17 protein-coding genes, 1 tRNA gene and 3 pseudogenes are annotated in these 16,688 nt (G+C 68.4%); 11 read left to right on the top strand and 10 right to left on the bottom strand.

Annotated elements, in window-relative coordinates:
* Nucleotides 1-70: 70 nt before the first annotated feature.
* Together G6N60_RS25490 and G6N60_RS25485 are read left to right on the top strand one after the other, a co-directional pair.
* Nucleotides 71-670 carry a histidine phosphatase family protein gene (locus tag G6N60_RS25490; RefSeq protein ID WP_163742599.1) on the top strand — a complete coding sequence of 200 codons (600 nt, stop codon included), beginning with the start codon at nucleotides 71-73 and terminating at the stop codon, nucleotides 668-670.
* Between the two features lie 9 nt (nucleotides 671-679).
* On the top strand, nucleotides 680-1,705 hold the full coding sequence (locus G6N60_RS25485; protein WP_163742596.1) for a phosphotransferase family protein: 1,026 nt from the start codon (nucleotides 680-682) through the stop codon (nucleotides 1,703-1,705).
* A gap of 4 nt (nucleotides 1,706-1,709) precedes the next feature.
* Here G6N60_RS25485 and G6N60_RS25480 read toward each other — a convergent pair whose 3' ends face one another.
* Nucleotides 1,710-2,090: a LapA family protein gene (locus G6N60_RS25480; RefSeq protein ID WP_163742593.1), complete on the bottom strand. Its 381-nt coding sequence runs from the start codon at nucleotides 2,088-2,090 to the stop codon at nucleotides 1,710-1,712.
* A 181-nt stretch (nucleotides 2,091-2,271) separates the two neighbouring features.
* Here G6N60_RS25480 and G6N60_RS25475 point away from each other — a divergent pair, with 181 nt between their 5' ends.
* From G6N60_RS25475 to G6N60_RS25455, 5 genes are read left to right on the top strand one after another with little or no spacing between them, the layout of a single operon-like run.
* Entirely contained in the window at nucleotides 2,272-3,204 is a 933-nt protein-coding gene (locus tag G6N60_RS25475) for an ABC transporter substrate-binding protein (protein ID WP_170312603.1), read from the top strand.
* Nucleotides 3,205-3,208: 4 nt separating this feature from the next.
* Complete coding sequence (locus tag G6N60_RS25470; RefSeq protein ID WP_163742587.1) at nucleotides 3,209-4,315, top strand: ABC transporter ATP-binding protein; 1,107 nt, start codon at nucleotides 3,209-3,211, stop codon at nucleotides 4,313-4,315.
* Between the two features lie 3 nt (nucleotides 4,316-4,318).
* The gene (locus G6N60_RS25465; protein WP_163742584.1) at nucleotides 4,319-4,978 is read left to right on the top strand and encodes an ABC transporter permease; all 660 of its coding nucleotides are present in this window, start codon (nucleotides 4,319-4,321) and stop codon (nucleotides 4,976-4,978) included.
* Nucleotides 4,975-5,772 carry an ABC transporter permease gene (locus tag G6N60_RS25460; RefSeq protein ID WP_163742581.1) on the top strand — a complete coding sequence of 266 codons (798 nt, stop codon included), beginning with the start codon at nucleotides 4,975-4,977 and terminating at the stop codon, nucleotides 5,770-5,772. The genes G6N60_RS25465 and G6N60_RS25460 overlap by 4 nt, the downstream gene beginning before the upstream one ends.
* The gene (locus G6N60_RS25455) at nucleotides 5,769-6,374 is read left to right on the top strand and encodes a putative glycolipid-binding domain-containing protein (protein WP_163742578.1); all 606 of its coding nucleotides are present in this window, start codon (nucleotides 5,769-5,771) and stop codon (nucleotides 6,372-6,374) included. The genes G6N60_RS25460 and G6N60_RS25455 overlap by 4 nt, the downstream gene beginning before the upstream one ends.
* Here G6N60_RS25455 and G6N60_RS25450 read toward each other — a convergent pair.
* Entirely contained in the window at nucleotides 6,337-7,281 is a 945-nt protein-coding gene (locus tag G6N60_RS25450; protein ID WP_246241315.1) for a prephenate dehydrogenase, read from the bottom strand. The two genes, G6N60_RS25455 and G6N60_RS25450, sit on opposite strands and share 38 nt — an antisense overlap.
* Nucleotides 7,282-7,419: 138 nt before the next feature.
* On the opposite strand from G6N60_RS25450, the gene G6N60_RS25445 reads away from it, so the two are divergent.
* The 3 genes from G6N60_RS25445 (at nucleotide 7,420) to G6N60_RS25435 (ending at nucleotide 8,529) form a co-directional block, all read left to right on the top strand.
* Entirely contained in the window at nucleotides 7,420-7,929 is a 510-nt protein-coding gene (locus tag G6N60_RS25445) for a tRNA adenosine deaminase-associated protein (RefSeq protein WP_163742571.1), read from the top strand.
* 4 nt (nucleotides 7,930-7,933) lie between these two features.
* The gene (locus G6N60_RS25440; RefSeq protein WP_163742568.1) at nucleotides 7,934-8,389 is read left to right on the top strand and encodes a nucleoside deaminase; all 456 of its coding nucleotides are present in this window, start codon (nucleotides 7,934-7,936) and stop codon (nucleotides 8,387-8,389) included.
* Nucleotides 8,390-8,438: 49 nt separating this feature from the next.
* A tRNA-Ser gene (locus tag G6N60_RS25435) sits at nucleotides 8,439-8,529 on the top strand.
* A 47-nt stretch (nucleotides 8,530-8,576) separates the two neighbouring features.
* On the opposite strand, the gene G6N60_RS28725 is transcribed toward G6N60_RS25435, so the two are convergent.
* From G6N60_RS28725 to G6N60_RS28715, 3 genes and pseudogenes are all read right to left on the bottom strand, one after another.
* Entirely contained in the window at nucleotides 8,577-9,077 is a 501-nt protein-coding gene (locus tag G6N60_RS28725) for an integrase core domain-containing protein (RefSeq protein ID WP_246241275.1), read from the bottom strand.
* Nucleotides 9,078-9,104: 27 nt separating this feature from the next.
* Nucleotides 9,105-9,305, bottom strand: a pseudogene (locus tag G6N60_RS28720) (IS481 family transposase); the annotation flags it as partial.
* A 190-nt stretch (nucleotides 9,306-9,495) separates the two neighbouring features.
* Nucleotides 9,496-9,762: pseudogene (locus tag G6N60_RS28715) on the bottom strand (helix-turn-helix domain-containing protein); the annotation flags it as partial.
* Between the two features lie 311 nt (nucleotides 9,763-10,073).
* Here G6N60_RS28715 and G6N60_RS25425 point away from each other — a divergent pair.
* Nucleotides 10,074-10,870, top strand: a pseudogene (locus G6N60_RS25425) (DUF5131 family protein); the annotation flags it as partial.
* On the opposite strand, the gene G6N60_RS25420 reads toward G6N60_RS25425, so the two are convergent.
* The 5 genes from G6N60_RS25420 to G6N60_RS25400 form a co-directional block, all read right to left on the bottom strand.
* Complete coding sequence (locus tag G6N60_RS25420) at nucleotides 10,811-11,809, bottom strand: three-Cys-motif partner protein TcmP (RefSeq protein ID WP_163744554.1); 999 nt, start codon at nucleotides 11,807-11,809, stop codon at nucleotides 10,811-10,813. The pseudogene G6N60_RS25425 and the gene G6N60_RS25420 overlap by 60 nt on opposite strands.
* A gap of 179 nt (nucleotides 11,810-11,988) precedes the next feature.
* Nucleotides 11,989-12,759 carry an SDR family NAD(P)-dependent oxidoreductase gene (locus G6N60_RS25415; protein WP_163742562.1) on the bottom strand — a complete coding sequence of 257 codons (771 nt, stop codon included), beginning with the start codon at nucleotides 12,757-12,759 and terminating at the stop codon, nucleotides 11,989-11,991.
* A gap of 129 nt (nucleotides 12,760-12,888) precedes the next feature.
* Complete coding sequence (locus G6N60_RS25410; protein ID WP_163742560.1) at nucleotides 12,889-13,776, bottom strand: LysR family transcriptional regulator; 888 nt, start codon at nucleotides 13,774-13,776, stop codon at nucleotides 12,889-12,891.
* 37 nt (nucleotides 13,777-13,813) lie between these two features.
* A complete protein-coding gene (locus G6N60_RS25405) occupies nucleotides 13,814-15,001 on the bottom strand; it encodes a glycosyltransferase (protein WP_163742557.1) in 1,188 nt (395 codons plus the stop codon).
* A 430-nt stretch (nucleotides 15,002-15,431) separates the two neighbouring features.
* The gene (locus G6N60_RS25400) at nucleotides 15,432-16,652 is read right to left on the bottom strand and encodes an MFS transporter (protein ID WP_163742554.1); all 1,221 of its coding nucleotides are present in this window, start codon (nucleotides 16,650-16,652) and stop codon (nucleotides 15,432-15,434) included.
* Between the last annotated feature and the right edge of the window lie 36 nt (nucleotides 16,653-16,688).

The following is a 16,688-nucleotide window of genomic DNA, read 5'->3' as shown; positions in this document are numbered from 1 at the left end:
TCGGAGCGGTCGGCGCTCCTAGAACTCCACGAATCGCGCGGCGGGAAGGGCCACCCCTATCGTGGCGGGCATGCAGCTCCTGTTGATCAGGCATGCGCTTCCCCTGCGCAGCGAACCCGGTGAGGGTGCCGATCCCGTCCTGTCCGAAGAGGGCATCGCGCAGGCCAAGCGCCTGCCCGATGCACTAAAGCGCTTCCCGATCGCGCGACTCGTCAGCAGCCCGCAACGCCGCGCGCGGCAGACGGCCCAGCCGGTCGCGGACGCCCTCGGCATGACGGTCGACGTCGACGAGCGGCTCGCCGAGTACGACTACGGGCTGTCGCACTACACGCCGATCGAAGAGGCCTCCGAGGCGGACATCAAGCGGCTGCTCAGCGGGAACCTGCCCGGCGACGTCGACCAGGACGCGTTCATCGCGCGGGTCGGGGCGGGCGTCGACGACGTCGTCGCCGCGGCCGGGCACGACGAGACCGTCGCGGTGTTCACCCACGGTGGGGTGATCAACGCGATGGTGCACCAGGTGATGCGCACCGAGCGGCTGCTATGCGTGCAGGTCGACTACACCGGCGTGACGCGCCTGCTGAAGTCCCGCAGCGGAGGCCTCGTCGTCGCGTCGGTCAACGGGACCGAACACGTATGGGACCTGCTGCCCAGAAATCACCGGTGGTAGACAAGTTCAGTGACTTCGACCCTGGACGGACTGGACCTCGATGCGCTGGACCGCCATCTGCGCTCGATCGGCGTGCCCCGCGACGGCGAGCTCCGCGGCGAGCTGATCGCCGGCGGCCGCTCCAACCTCACCTTCCTGGTGTCCGACGACGCGTCGCGGTGGGTGCTGCGCCGGCCGCCCCTGCACGGGTTGACGCCGTCGGCCCACGACATGGCGCGGGAGTACAAGGTGGTCGCCGCGCTCGAGGGCACCGCCGTGCCCGTCGCGCACGCGGTGACGATGCGCAACGACGACTCCGTGCTGGGTGCGCCGTTCCAGATGGTCGACTTCGTGCCCGGCCGCGTGGTGCGCTACTCCGAGGAACTGACCGCCCTGGGTGATCAGCACACCATCGACGCGTGCGTCGACGCGCTGATCAAGGTGCTGGCCGACCTGCACGCACTGGATCCCGAGGCCGTCGGGCTCGGCGACTTCGGCAAGCCCACCGGCTATCTCGAGCGCCAGGTCCGTCGCTGGGGTGGGCAGTGGGACCTCGTCCGCACCGAGGACGACCCGCGCGACGCCGACGTCAAGCGGCTGCACGCGGCGCTGGGGGAAGCCCTCCCGCCGCAGAGTCGGACGTCGATCGTGCACGGCGACTACCGCATCGACAACACCATGCTCGACGCCGTCGACGCCACCACGGTGCGGGCGGTGCTCGACTGGGAGATGTCCACGCTGGGCGACCCGCTCAGCGACGCCGCGCTCATGTGCGTCTACCGGCATCCGATGTTCGACATGGTGCATGCCAACGCGGCCTGGTCCTCACCGCAGATTCCGTCGGCCGACCAACTGGCGCAACGGTATTCGGTCGCCTCCGGTCAGTCGCTGGACCATTGGGACTTCTACATGGCGCTCGCATACTTCAAGTTGGCGATCATCGCCGCGGGCATCCAGTTCCGCGATCGGATGGCCGGCGGCACCTCCGACGGCGACAAGGTCGGCGAGGCCGTCGCACCGCTGATCGCAGCGGGACTCGGCGAGCTGGCCCGCTGAGGGTCTACCGCAGCGCGGCCTTGTAGTTCTTCTTGGCGGCGCGGCGCAACTGCACGATGCGCGCGGCCCCGATCAGGAAGGTGATCAGGCCGCCGAGGACGGCCGCCGCGAGCAGCGCCACCCCCAGCGGCAGGCTCCACGACCACCCCAGGAAGTGGAACGTCCCGGAGTCGGTGTTCTGCGCAATGAAGATCAGCAACACGATCAGGACCAGGAATCCGATGATCAGGGACGACCAGAGCGCGGCGGCCTTGGTGAACTTGACGGCGTTCTCAGGGGGGGACTTCGGCGTGGGAGAGCCGACCGCATGCGGCTCCTTCTCGACGGGGTCCAACGGGCCCGGCTGGCTCGATGCGACGGGCGGCAACTGCGGTTCGGTGCTCATGGCCTCATCCTTGCCCTTTTCGGCGCCAAAGGAAACCGCTGGTACCGGGTAGTTCTCAGTTCGTCACCAGCGGCGCGGCTCAGCGCGAGCCAAAGTCAAGCGGCATCCCGGCAACCTGATTAGGGTCGTCGGGGACAGGTGACGCCGGAAGGACTCCTCAGTGAACCCCGTACGACGAACCATCCGACGGCGCGCCGTGGCCGTGTGCGTCGCGATCCTCGCACTCGCCGCCACCTCGGCCTGCGGCAGCTCCAATCCGCTGGGCGGGGGCGAGGTCTCCGGTGACCTCAAGTCGATCGCGGTCGGATCCGCGGACTTCACCGAGTCCAAGATCATCGCCGAGATCTACGCACAAACGTTGCAGGCCAACGGTTTCACCGTGCGCAGGCAGTTCGGCATCGGCAGCCGCGAGACGTATGTGCCCGCGGTCAAGGATCATTCGATCGACCTGATCCCCGAGTACACCGGAAACCTGCTGCAGTACTTCGACAAGGCCACCACGGCGACCGATCCGCAGGCGGTCGAATTGGCGCTCTATCACGCGCTTCCCGGCGACCTGTCGATTCTCACGCCGTCCCCCGCCAACGACACCGACACCCTCGCGGTCACCAGGGCCACGGCGCAGAAGTGGAATCTCAAGACCATCGGCGACCTCGCGGCGCACTCGGCGGAGGTCAAGGTCGGTGGGCCATCGGAGTTCCAGACCCGCACCGAGGGGCTACCCGGCCTGAAGGCGAAGTACGGCCTCGACATCACGCCCGCGAACTTCGTGTCGATCAGCGACGGCGGCGGACCCGCGACGGTGCGCGCGCTCGTCGACGGGACGGTGACCGCGGCCGACATCTTCAGTACCTCGCAGGCCATCCCGCAGAACGACCTGGTCGTGCTGGAGGACCCGAAGAACAACTTCCTCGCCGCCAACGTCGTCCCGCTGGTGGCCTCGCAGAAGATGTCCGACCAACTCAAGACGGTCCTCGACGCGGTGTCGGCCAAGCTGACCACGCTGGCCCTGATCGACATGAACACCGCGACCTCGGGCAACAGCGGTGTCGATCCGGACCAGGCGGCGCGCAAATGGGTGCAGGACAACGGTTTCGACAAGGCTCTCGGATAGGCACATGATCACCTTCGAAGGCGTGACCAAGAAGTACCCGGACGGCACGGTCGCCGTCGACGACCTGACCCTGGACGTGCCCGACGGCACGCTCGCGGTGTTCGTCGGCCCGTCGGGCTGCGGCAAGACGACCTCCATGCGGATGATCAACCGGATGATCGAGCCGACGTCGGGCGTGCTGAGCGTCGGCGGCCGGGACGTCACGACGGTCGACCCCGTCAAGCTGCGGCTCGGCATCGGCTACGTCATCCAGAGCGCGGGGTTGATGCCGCATCTGCGCGTCGTCGACAACGTCGCGACGGTCCCCGTGTTGAAGGGCGAATCCCGGCGCAGCGCACGCAAGGCCGCGATGGGGGTGCTCGAACGCGTCGGGCTCGATCCCGCGCTCGCCGACCGGTATCCCGCGCAGCTCTCGGGCGGTCAGCAGCAGCGGGTGGGGGTGGCGCGCGCACTGGCCGCGGATCCGCCGATCCTCCTGATGGACGAGCCGTTCAGCGCCGTCGACCCCGTGGTCCGCGAGGAGCTGCAGGCCGAAATCCTGCGTCTGCAAAGCGAATTGCGCAAGACCATCGTCTTCGTCACCCACGACATCGACGAGGCGCTCAAGCTCGGTGAGAAGGTCGCCGTCTTCGGCCGCGGGGGCGTGCTGCAGCAGTACGACGCGCCCCGACGGCTGCTGTCCAACCCCGCCAACGACTTCGTGGCCGGGTTCATCGGCGCCGACCGCGGGTACCGCGGGCTGCAGTTCTCACCGGGTACCGGGTTGCCGCTGCACGACATTCGGCACGTCGGCGAGGACGGTGTCGACGCGCTCGACCTCGCGCCCGGTGAGTGGGCGCTGGTGACCAGGCCCGACGGCTCGCCCTACGCCTGGGTCGACGCCGCCGGCGTGGCGCTGCACCGCGAGGGAAAGTCGTTGTACGACAGCACGACTGCCGGTGGCTCGCTGTATCTGCCGAAGGGCACGCTGCGGCTCGCACTCGACGCCGCGCTGTCCTCGCCCGCCGGGCTCGGGGTCGCCGTCGACGACGACAAGCAGGTGATCGGTGGCATCAGGGCCGACGACGTGCTGGAGGCGCTCGCCGCGCAGCGGCAGAGCCGCGAGGACTGACCCGTGCGCTATCTGTTCACGCACCTCGGCCAGGCGTGGGACCTGACGCTGATCCACCTGTGGCTGTCCCTCGTACCTGTGGTGCTCGGGCTGCTGATCGCCGTTCCGGTCGGCGCACTGGTGCAGCGCACGACCGCGCTGCGCAGACTGACCACGGTGGTGGCGAGCATCGTCTTCACGATCCCGTCGCTGGCACTGTTCGTGGTGTTGCCGCTCATCATCCCGACGCGAATCCTGGACCAGGCCAACGTGATCGTCGCGTTGACGCTCTACACCGTGGCCCTGCTGGTGCGAGCCGTCCCGGAGGCGCTCGACGCGGTGCCGCCCGCCGTGCTCGACGCAGCCACCGCCATCGGATACAAGCCGTTGACCAGGATCCTCAAAGTCGAACTACCGCTGGCGATTCCGGTTCTGGTCGCGAGCCTGCGGGTCGTCGCGGTCACGAACATCTCGATGGTCTCGGTGGGTTCGGTGATCGGCATCGGCGGTCTGGGCACCTGGTTCACCGAGGGCTACCAGGCCGACAAGAGCGATCAGATCGTCGCGGGCATCGTGGCGATCTTCATCCTGGCGATCGTCATCGACACCCTCATCATGGTCCTCGGCAAGGTCGCCACGCCGTGGGTCAGATCCGGCCGCCGGGCGAAGGCGGGTGCGTCGTGAACTTCCTGCAGCAGGCGCTGTCGTTCATCGTCACCGGCGCCAATTGGACCGGGCCCGCCGGCCTTGGCATCCGCATCCTCGAGCACCTGCAGTACACGGCCGTCGCGGTCCTGTTCTCGGCGCTGGTCGCCATCCCCATCGGCATGCTGATCGGGCACACCGGCCGCGGCACGTTCGTCGTCGTCGGAGGCGTGAACGCGCTGCGCGCGCTGCCGACGTTGGGCGTGCTGCTGCTCGGCGTGCTGCTGTGGGGTCTCGGTCTGGTGCCCCCGACGATCGCGCTGATGCTGCTCGGCATCCCGCCGCTGCTGGCCGGAACGTATTCCGGCATCGCGAACGTCGACCGCGACGTGGTCGACGCGGCCCGGTCGATGGGCATGACCGAGACCCGGGTGCTGCTGCGCGTCGAGGTGCGCAACGCCCTGCCCCTCATCCTGGGCGGGTTGCGCACCGCCACGCTGCAGGTCGTCGCGACCGCGACGATCGCCGCCTACGCCAGCCTCGGGGGACTGGGTCGCTACCTGATCGACGGCATCAAGGTGCGCCAGTTCTACCTGGCGCTCGTCGGAGCCCTCGTCGTGACGGCGCTCGCCCTGATCCTCGACGCCGTGCTGGCCTTCGCGGTGTGGCTGTCCGAGCCCGGTGCCGACCGCTTCCGGGGGCGTCGCGGCAGGATGCCGCAGCCGTTCCTCGACGACGAGGTCCAACTCGAGTCGGCTCCCACGTCACGATCTGGTGGGCTTTCCCAAGGAGGCCACGAGGCGCGGGGACCGTCGCCTACGGTAGGGGCATGAGTGAAGTAGTCCGCTCTGAGCCGCTCGACCGTTGGCCCACGATCCTGACCTGGCGGGCGCACGACGTCTCCCGGATGGAGTCGGTGCGCGTCCAGCTGAACGGGCACCGCATCAAGGCCTACGGCCGGATCGTGGCGGCGCAGACGTCGACGCATCCCGCGTTCAGCGCCTCCTACGACCTCGTGACCGACGACAGCGGCACCACCAAGCGGCTCTCGCTGACGGTGACGATGGCCGAACGGGAACGGCAGCTCAACATCGCCCGCGACAGCGAGAACATGTGGGTGGTGCAGGACAAGCTCAACGTCGCGACCCGCGCGCCCCACGACGGCGCCCTCGACGTCGACGTCGTCTACAGCCCGTTCTTCAACGCGCTGCCGATCCGTCGCACCGGGATCTACCAGCGGGCGGACTCCATCGCGCTGCCGGTGGTCTACGTGCGGCTGCCGGACCTGACGGTGGAGACCGCGCACATCGAGTACGCCAGCGAGGCGTCCGACCCCGCGGCGATCAAGCTGCACTCCCCGGTCGCCGACACCACGATCACCGTCGACGACGACGGCTTCATCCTCGACTACCCGGGCCTGGCAGAGCGGATCTGAGGACGCCGCCCGCGCGTCCGGCGGCCGCCAGGTGCTCGCGCCACCCGGGTTCGCCCAGAGTGATCGACTCGATCCGAGGCCGTTCGACGCCGTCGTAGCGGGTGCGGGCCGCGTGGCCGGCCTCGACGAGGTCGGCGACCGACCCCGTCGTGGCGAGGTCGTCGCGGGCCTGAGTGAGGAGCTCGATCGCCTTCTCCAACGCGATGTGCAACTGGGCCGCGTTCGCCTCGCACATCGCGCGCACCAGCTGGGGGGCGGTGGCCGCGACCCGCGTGCCGTCCCGGAACGACCCGGCCGCCAGGGAGAACGCCAGCGGGACGTCGGCGGCGGTGACGGCCAGCGTCTCGGCGAACAGGTGCGGCAGGTGGGAGATGGCGGCGACGGCGGCGTCGTGCTCGTCGGAGCGCGCCGGGACGATCGCGCTGCCGCACTCCAGGGCGAGATGCATGACTTCGGCCCAGACGTCGGGGTCCACGTGATCGTCGACGCTGAGCACCCAGGGGGCGCCGACGAACAGCTTCTCGTCGCCGGCGGCCCAGCCGGAATGCGCGGTACCCGCCATGGGGTGGCCGCCGACGAACCGGTCGAGCAGGCCCTTCTCCCGAACTGCTTGCCGCACAGCCTCTTTCACGCTCGTCACGTCGGTGAGCGGGCAGTGGCTCGCGATCGTGCGAACGTGGTCGAGCAGCTCGGGCAGGGCCGGCATGGGCACCGCGAGGACGATCAACGCGTCGTCGGCGGCCGCCCTCGCCAACGCCTCGGACAGGTTCGCGGTGGCGTCGAACCCGTCGAAGCGAGCATCCTCGACGCCCGCGACGGACCGGTTGTATCCGAATGCTTGGCGCCCGGCCGCCGTGGCGGCCCGCAGCACCGAGCCGCCGATCAGGCCGAGGCCCAGCACGCACACGGGTCGCCTGCTGGTCGCGCGCGTGCTCGTCCCCGGAGTTGCCACTCTGCAAGGTTGGCACACGGGGCGGTTGCCGCCGCGTCAGGCATGACCTTGATAGCTGGTCAAAGCGCGCGATCTGGGACTACCGTGAGATTCATGGGAGCACAGCGACAGAGCCAGGCCGCAGATCTCCCGGAAGGATTCGGAGTCGCCGTCGTCCGCGAGGACGGCAAGTGGCGCTGTTCGTCGTTGCGCAGCGCGGCGCTGACCAGTTTGGTCGCCGCTGAGACCGAGCTGAGGGAGTTGCGCAGCGCCGGTGCGGTATTCGGTCTGCTCGACGTGGACGACGAGTTCTTCGTGATCGTCCGCCCCGCGCCGGCAGGAGCCCGGCTGTTCCTGTCCGACGCGACGGCGGCCGTCGACTACGACATCGCCAGGCAGGTGCTCGAGAAGCTCGACGCGGACCTGGATCCCGAGGACCTGGAGGACGAGGAGCCCTTCGAGGAGGGCGATCTCGGTGTGCTGTCCGACATCGGTCTGTCCGAGGGCGTGCTCAGCATCATCCTGTCCGACGACGACTACGCCGACGAACAGCTGTCCCGGATCGCCCAGGAGATGGGGTTCGGCGACGAGATGACGGCGTTCCTCGACAAACTGGATCGCTAGGGAGTTGCTCGACTCCGACCTGGTGCGGCTCGCACTCGAGGCGGCGGCGGGGGCGGGACCTCGCGACGTTCCCATCGGCGCCGTCGTGGTCGGTCCCGACGGTGTGGAGCTCGCCCGGGCCGCCAACGCCCGCGAGGAGCTCCGCGACCCCACCGCGCACGCCGAGATCCTGGCCCTGCGGGCGGCCGCCCGCGTGCTCGGCGATGGCTGGCGATTGGAGGGCACGACGCTCGCGGTCACCGTCGAACCGTGCACGATGTGCGCGGGCGCGCTCGTCATGGCGCGGGTCGCCAGGGTGGTGTTCGGCGCCTGGGAGCCCAAGACGGGCGCGGTCGGCTCGCTGTGGGACGTGGTGCGCGACCGCCGGCTCACCCACCGGCCCGAGGTCAGGGGCGGCGTACTCGCCGAGGAGTGCGCGGCGCCGCTGGAGGCGTTCTTCGCGCGGCAGCGCACGGGCTGACTGCACCAACGATTAGGGGCCGTGGCGGGTTGCCGGTAAGCTGCCCGACGGTGGCGTGTCCGAGCGGCCTAAGGAGCACGCCTCGAAAGCGTGTGACGGGTAACCCCCGTCCGAGGGTTCAAATCCCTCCGCCACCGCCATGTGATGTTGCAAGACATCCGAATAGCTCTGAACCCTCGTTGGGGGTTCAGGGCTTTTTTCGTGGGCGCCTGCAGGGGACGCGCCGGGGTTGATAGTCCCTGGTGGGGTCGATGGTGAGGTGGCGAAGGAGCTCGCCTGTGGCGGCGTCGATGATTCTGACGTCGAGGTCGTGCACGAGCATGAGAACGCGGGTTCGTGCGTGGGCCCGGCCGATGCTGATGTGGTGCAGGCGGCCGTTGATGCGCAGGGTCAGGCTGCCGTAGGTGTCGACGCGGTCGGTGCGCACTCGTTGGTGGCTGTCTAGGCGTTGCCCGGGGGCGGCTTTGGGGCGGGTGGTGTAGACGGTGGCCGGGGTGGCTTTGTGGGGTAGTGAGCAGTGCGGGCGGTGGTGGTTGTATTCCTCGACGAAGGTGTCGAGTTGGGCTTGGAGCTCGGCGATGGTGGCGGCGCGGGGTTGACGGGCGAGCCACTTCTTGAGCGTTTGGTGGAAGCGTTCGATCTTGCCGCACGTGGTGGGATGGTTGGGGGTGGAGTTGATCTGGATCACTCCCAGCTGGCGTAGTTGTGCTTCCAGGGCGTTGCGGCCGCCTCTGCCGCCGGCGAGTCGGGTGGTGAACACCATGCCGTTGTCGGTGAGGGTTGAGTATGGGATGCCATGGGCGGCAATGGCTTTGCAGAATTCGTCGCGGACGATGGGACCGGTGACGCGGACGTGGGCGGTCACCGAGAGTGCGTAGCGGGAATGGTCGTCGAGCCAGTCGAGGATTTCGACGTGCGCGTGATCGGCGAGCCACCAGTGGGTGAAGTCGGCTTGCCAGCGTTCGCCTGCGTTGTTCGGCGGCGAAGCGGATGTAGGAGGTCTTGGGTCTCTTCTTCGGCGCCGCGACGATCAGCCCGGCGGCGTGGAGGTGCCGGCTGATCGATGCCGCCGACACGACGGTGCCGTGGTGATGGCGCAGGTGCCAGGCGATCGTAGCCGGACCGTTGTCGAGCCCTTTGCTGAACAGTTCGGCGCGCAGTTCGACGATCAGGCGGATCGTCGTCTCGGGTAGACGGGTCGGACTGCTGTGTGGGCGCCGGGAACGTGGTTCGAATGCCGCCTCGCCCTCGACCCGGTATCGCGCGACCAGGCGCGAGATCCAGGACTGCGACACCCCGTATTCGCGGGCGACCTCAGACTGAGTGCGTCCCTCGACCACGACCGCGGTGATGACCAGGCGAGCCTTCGACATCCCTCGACGGTCATCCCGGCGCCTATTCCGATGTCTTGCGACACGCTATGCGCATGTCCTGAAACACCACACCTCCGCCACCGCCATAGCCCCGAGCCTGTGAATGCAGGTGAGGGGTTGTTTTTTGGCCTCAATTCACTATCCGGTGAGCTTGTCGGTTCGTTCGGGGCGTTCCCCGTTGGCTGTCGGACCCCGCCGATAGATTGAGCCGTCGAATAGCGCTGCTCGATCTGTCACACGGTGAAGGCCGCGACGAAACGACTGATCGCGGCGACCTAGGGTGAGTGCGACGAACTCGTAGAAGGTGGCAGATGGCTGACCGATCGGCGATCGAATGGACCGAAGCCACCTGGAACCCCGTCACGGGCTGCGATCGCGTGTCGTCGGGCTGCGACCACTGCTACGCCATGACTTTGGCCAAACGGTTGAAGGCGATGGGGTCCGAGAAATACCAGAACGACGGCGACCCACGCACGTCGGGACCAGGTTTCGGCGTCACCATTCACCCGCGGACGCTCGACGAGCCACGCCGCTGGCGCCAACCACGCGTCGTGTTCGTGAACTCGATGTCCGATCTGTTCCATGCGCGCGTACCGGTGAGCTTCATCCGCGACGTGTTCGACGTGTGTCGCGATACGCCGCAGCATACGTATCAGGTCCTCACCAAGCGCAGCTTGCGACTGCGCCGGCTGGGCGAAACCCTGCACTGGCCAAGCAATCTGTGGATGGGCGTGTCCGTCGAGAACTGTTCTGCGTTGCCGCGCGTCGACCATCTGCGGGACGTCCCTGCGGCCGTTCGCTTCTTGTCGTGCGAGCCGCTGATAGGGCCGCTCGACGGGCTCGACCTCGGCGGCATTCACTGGGTCATCGTCGGCGGCGAGTCAGGCGCGAATCATCGGCCACTCGACGGCGAATGGGTCCGCGGGATTCGCAATGTCTGCCAGGACGCCGGCGTCGCCTTCTTCTTCAAGCAGTGGGGCGGGCGGACGCCAAAGGCCGAAGGCCGCGAGCTCGACGGCCGACGGTGGGACGAGATGCCAGCTGCCGTCTAGAGGTTCTCGTCCAAGTAGTCCTCGTAGCTCCACCAGTCGGCGCCCGTCGGATCCCAGCACGGTTCAGGTCTCCACAACCGTTGGCCGGCACTCGCATCCTCGACGCCGCCGTCGTCATCGAAGAGCGAGAACTGACCCGATTTGGCTTCCTTGGCCTGGCGCATCATTTCGGGCTCGCGCAGTGCGGCCTGGTTGTAGAGGTGCCGCATGATGCGGTCGCCCGCGTCGTGGTCGGTGGCGAACACCATGTCGTAGATTTCCACTTTGTCGTGCATCTGCATCGGGATGCGATGTGTGACGGCATAACCGAGTTCGTGCTCGAACTTCCACCGCATCAGGTTGACCATCTGCCGGCGGTAGTCGCTTGCGATGATCGTGCGCCCGTCGAAGGCGCGCTGGATCTGGCGCCACTCGCTGCCCCCATACAGGCGGTCCACTCGCCGTTGAAAAGCCGCGTTGTTCGTGCCGCGCACGCCCTTGAGGATCATGGTGGGCGACATCAGAATCCAGATCTCGGCCTTGCGTCCGTGTCTGCGGTCCTGGCGGAAGGCGGCCAACTTGCGGATGGTCTCCCAGTGCACCTCGGCGGCTTGCTGGTCGACGAATGCGAACATCGGTGCCCAGGCGACATCGGCGAGACGGGCGAGGGTGGCGTCGATGGTGGCGTTGCAGTCACCCTGCACGACCTCGTATCGGGTGTCACCGGGGAACGTCTCGCGCAGATGCCATTCCAGCGCGCGGGCGCGGGCGGAGTTCAGTTCGCCGAAGCGCAACCGGGAGAAGGGCGGCAGCACATTCATGGCGATGACGGGTGAGCCGTCGAACTCAGCGCCGGTATGACGCTCGACGTTCTTTGGTTGGCCAGCCATCAGGTCCAGGTAGATGCACTCTGGCGACTTACCGCGGACCGCCTTCGTGAAGGCCGGCAGATAGCCGACGAGAATCTCCAGTTTGTTCCGTGTCCAGTAGGACCACGGGCGCGGATTCGGACTGATGGCGTCCCCTCACAGTCGCTTGACGGGGCATTCCCCAGTTCGACTGCAGGGCCGGAGCGCGACAGCTCGGCGCAGAGATTCGGAGGCGTCCTACTACGGATTGAGGCATCAGTTTCAGGTCGGCTGTCAGCCAACCCTTTGCGGTGAGCCAGCGGCAGATGCGTCGGAAACGCCTGTGACTAAGCCAATTTCACGTCCGCCAGCCGGGCGCAGTAGTCGAGCAAGGCGTCCTGCTTCTCGACTGAGCGGACTTCGGGATGTACGTCGGCGAGCTCCTGATGGAAGAAGTGCTGCCCGGTGACCGTCGCGGCCGGGTCGTTGCTGACTGCCAACCACGCCTGGGTCACCGGGCCCGCCTCGAGGTCGTCGGAGGCGTCCGCACCCCCGAGCTTCGTCGGAACCCAGCCTGGCTCAACGGAATTGACCAAGACGTCCGGCCACCGGCGCGCGATGCCGAACGCCAGCATCACGTCCAGCAGCTTGCTGTCGGCGTACGCCTGATTGCCGTCCCAGGGGCGGCGCGTCCACTGGGGGTCGTCGAGATCGAACTCGCCCCGTCGGTGCAACTTCGAACTGAGGTAGATCAATCGGCTGGGCTGGGGCATCGATGCGGTGATGACGTAGGGCGCCAGGACGTTGACGGCGAAGGTCTGGGCGAGGCCGTCCACGGTGGAGATGCGCTCGGTGGCTTGAAATCCGAGTCCGACGTTGTGGATGACCGCGTCGAAGGGCCCCGAGTCGGCGGCCTGCTCGGCGACGGAGCGCATCTCCTCGAGCGACGAGACGTCGCCGATCGCCACGCCGTCGTTGGCCGGCAGCGCCGCCCGCGCCTCGTCGGCCCGTTCGGCGGTGCGCGCATGCAGCATGACCTCGTGCCCGCCGTCGGCGAGCAGTCGTGCTGCCATCGACCCCAACCCGTCGGTCGATCCGGTGATGAAGATGCGAGCCATGATCTGGGTGTCCCTTCGTCGGCGCGTGCTGCCAAGACCTGCGAGGTCGACAATGCCCGCGGCGGCGGCGTCGGTCCAAGACCTTTTTCGGCCAACGCGATACCCCGCGGGTATCGGGGCGTCCGCCGGCTACGCCGAGAACCGCGCCTCGGACTCCTCCAACGGCAGGTGTTGGCGGACCACGTCGACGAACGAGTCGAGCACCGGGGAACGGCGGTCACGCAGCCACGCCAGCCGCACCTCGTTGAACGCCACGTCGTTCAGCGCCACCGCGGCGATGTCGGAGCGCCGGTAGTAGTCGGCGACGGACTGGGGCAGCACGCTGAAACCTCGACCGCTGGCCACCCATTCCAGCTTCTCCTCGACACTGCGCGCGGGCGGCGACGGGGCGCGGTACTCGGCATCGACGCGGACGGCCTTCCACTCCGGAACGGTGTCGGGATCCTGCAGCAGATCGTCGGCGGCGAGTTCGGCGATGCCGACGGTGTCCCGGCCGGCCACCGGGTGCGCTGCGGCCACGACCGCGACGTGCGGCTCGTGCCAGACGCTCAGGGTCGACAACCCGGTCAGATCGATGGGCATCCGGACGAACCCGACGTCCGCGCGGCCATCGTGGAGCACGGTGACCTGGTCGGTCCAGTCGGTGCGCAACACCTCGACCGACACGTCGGGATGGGCCTTCGACAGGGCCCGGGTCGCGAAGGTGATCGTCAGGCCGGGCATGAACCCGACGGTGAGGCTGCGGGTGCTCTGCGCCGCCGCGGCCACCCGGCGCTGCAGTCCGCGGGCGTCCGTCAACAGCGGCACCGCATCCTTCAGCAACTGCTCACCGGCGGGTGTCAGCCGGGTTCCGGTGCTGTCCCGCAGGAAGAGCCGCACGCCCAGTTCGCGTTCCAGGCTCTGGATCTGCCGGCTGAGGACGGGTTGGGCGAGATGCAGACGTTCGGCCGCGGCGCGGTAGTTCAGCTCTTCGGCGAGAGCGACGAAATACCGCACCTTGCGCATGTCGAGATCCATCGGCCGACCTTCCACCGGGTGATGTCTCGACAGTAGGTCACGTGTGGCGCAGGCCCGCCAGGACGCGAACGCGGTGCTCGGGCTGCGGCGCGTGTTCGACGAGTGGCTCCTGGCCGCGGCCGAGCATCTCCCGCCACACGGCGGCGAACGCCGCGGCGGTCCCCGCGGCCCCGTTGCGACGCCGCGTCTGATCCGACGCCGCACCCAGTGCCGCCAGGTGCGAGTGGTCGTTGACGAGTGACTCGATCGACGAGGCGAAGAGCGAGGGCAGCGGGTCGGCGTGGTCGTGACCGCCGCGGACCACCAGGACACCGGAGGACTCGCTCAGGTCGGCGAGCGCGCCGTAGTCGGTGCACACGACGGGCGTGCGGTACGCGGTCGAGTGCGCCACGACCGCGGAGGCGGGATAGGTCTCGGCGTAGAAGTGCCGCTTGCAGTAGGGCACCACGATCGCGCGCACCGACTCGAAGAACGCGTCTTCGGCCGGACCGTCCACGGGGCCGAGGATCTCGACGCCGTCGATGCGCGGCAGCGACTGGGTGCCGCGACCGGCCACGCGGATGAGGATGTCGTCGGGCAGCTGCTTGCGGATGGCCGCGATGTGCTCGAAACCCTTTCCGCGATAGACCAAGCCGAAGAAGCCGACGGCCTTGGGCCGCTGGGTGACGGGCTTGATCTCGGGCCGTTCGGCGATCAGGTAGGGCGCGGTGTGCACGTCGGCACGCGGGTAGGTGCGCGTGATCGCCCGTCGTCCGGTGTGGGTCAGCGCGAACAGCGTCCGGTCGCCGTACACCGAACCCTCGAGCTTCCGCGACACCGGGCGCAGCGGGTAGTGGATGGCGTGGGTCCGCAGCCGGGACCTCGCGATGAAGCGGGTTCGCGCCGGCATCCACACGCCCTGGGGTGGGTCGTGGATCGTCGACGTCACGGGCACGTCCGCCAGCCCGGCCGTCGCCCAGAACGGCCCGACGCCACCGGCGGCGATCTCCGAGTGCACCAGGACCCGCCCCGGGGGCCCGCCGGCCACCAGCGCCCGCACGGTGTCGCGGTGCCGCCGCACGTCGGCGACGCCCTCCTCGCCGGGGCCGAGGGTGCGCACCTCCACGACCTCGCCGAAGTGCGGTCGCACGGCGTCGGCGAACGCGGTGCCGTAGTCACCCACCGCGGTGCGGCCCAACTCGGGGGCCACGTAGACGAGACGATACTGCCGCAGATCTACCGGCATGGGAACGATCCCGCGGGCGACGTCATGCCGTTAGCGGAAGTGCTGAATTCGCACGTCCGGATCGGGGCCGAAGCGTCATTCTTGGCCATCAATTCCTTGCCGTCCTTCATGGCCGATTGGTGCCGGAGAGAGCCCTTTGAACGTTTGGTATATCACGCCACGACCGACGGCGCGAATGTTTGCCGAGCGACCGCGGCGGCCGCGGCCGTCGTGGTGTTCGTCGCAGCTCAGCGCGTTTTCGGCGCGATGTTTGACGCACGCGTAAGACCAACCTGAAAGGAGATTGCCAGCTTCACTCAAGGTGGTTCGAAGACGCTTGGTGCGGTAGAGATAATTGCAGGTAGGGGCTCAATGCCGCCTATTCAAGCCGCCAAATGCTGGGCGCCACGGCATTAGCCTGCGAGACCCGCAGCAAGCCATTCGGCATTTGCTACTCGTCGGACATTCGGCGCTCGAGCGGAATGCCCCGACGAGACCCCGCCGCGGGGACGCGTGGCACGACGGCCAGGGCCGCGGCGCCGAGCACGGCGACCGCCGCGAAGAAGTAGAAGCCCCAGGGATGCGCCGATCCGGCGACGACGAGCAGCCCGGTCAGGGCGGGCCCGAAGATCGCTCCGAGCCGCCCGACCGAGGCCGTCAATCCCAGCGCGGTCGCTCGCACGTCGGTGGGGTAGGCCGCGGTGACGTAGGCGTAGATCAGCACCTGAGCGGAGAACACGAAGACGCCGGTGACGAAGACGACCGCGTCCAGGACGAGACTGCTGGTGAACGTCAGGCTGAGGGTCGCGAGCAATACCGCCGCCACGCCGAACCAGACCACGACGGTCGCCTTGATGCCGCGCCGGTCGGCGACCATCCCGGCGACGAGCAGTCCTACGATCGCCCCGGCGTTGAGCACCAGCAGCAGGGTGAGTGACGAGGACATCGAATACCCGGCGGTGCGCATCAGCGTCGGCAGCCACGTGTTCAGCCCGTAGACGAGCAGCAGTCCCATGAACGAACCGGCCCACACGCCGAGCGTCATGACCAACCGAGGGCGAGTCATGAAGGCGCGCAACGGTTCCCGTGGTTCGGAGCGCAGATCGAGGAAGGCGGCCGACTCGGGCAGCCGGAGCCAGACGAGGGGCAGCAGGAGTAGACCCGCCGCGCCGCCGAGGAAGAACAGCGGTTCCCAGCGCGGCACGAACCGCAGGGCCAGCAGCGACGTCAGCACGGCCCCGGTGTGGTAGCCGGTCATGGTGAGCGTGCTGGCCAGGGCGCGCCGGCCCGGGGGAACGCGCTCGGCCATCACCGTCAGCGCGGTCGGCAGGCAGGCTCCCAGGCCGAGCCCCGCCGCGAATCGGTAGGCGTCGAAGACGCCCAGTGAACCAGCCGTCGGCAGCAGCGCCGTCGCGACGGAGAACAGGGCGATGGAGGACAGCAGCGTCGTGCGGCGACCGCGCCGGTCGGCGAACGGGCCCGACAGGGCCGCGCCGACGGCCACCCCGACCAAGGAGAACGTGGCCGCGAACGTGGCGGTGCTCGCGGTCATCCCGAGATGGTGCCGTTCGAGCAGGGTCGGGATGGCGGCGCCGAGCACGACGAGGTCGTAGCCGTCGAGCAGGACGGTCAGCCAGCACAACACGGCCGGCCAGGACAACGGTCTTCTCAACGCCTCGCCCTTTCGCGGTGGGGCGCAGGACGCTAC

This window comes from Mycolicibacterium madagascariense (assembly GCF_010729665.1).
GTDB lineage: Bacteria > Actinomycetota > Actinomycetes > Mycobacteriales > Mycobacteriaceae > Mycobacterium > Mycobacterium madagascariense.
Note: the sequence above shows the minus strand (reverse complement) of the source record. Positions and strands in the feature narration are given on the sequence as shown.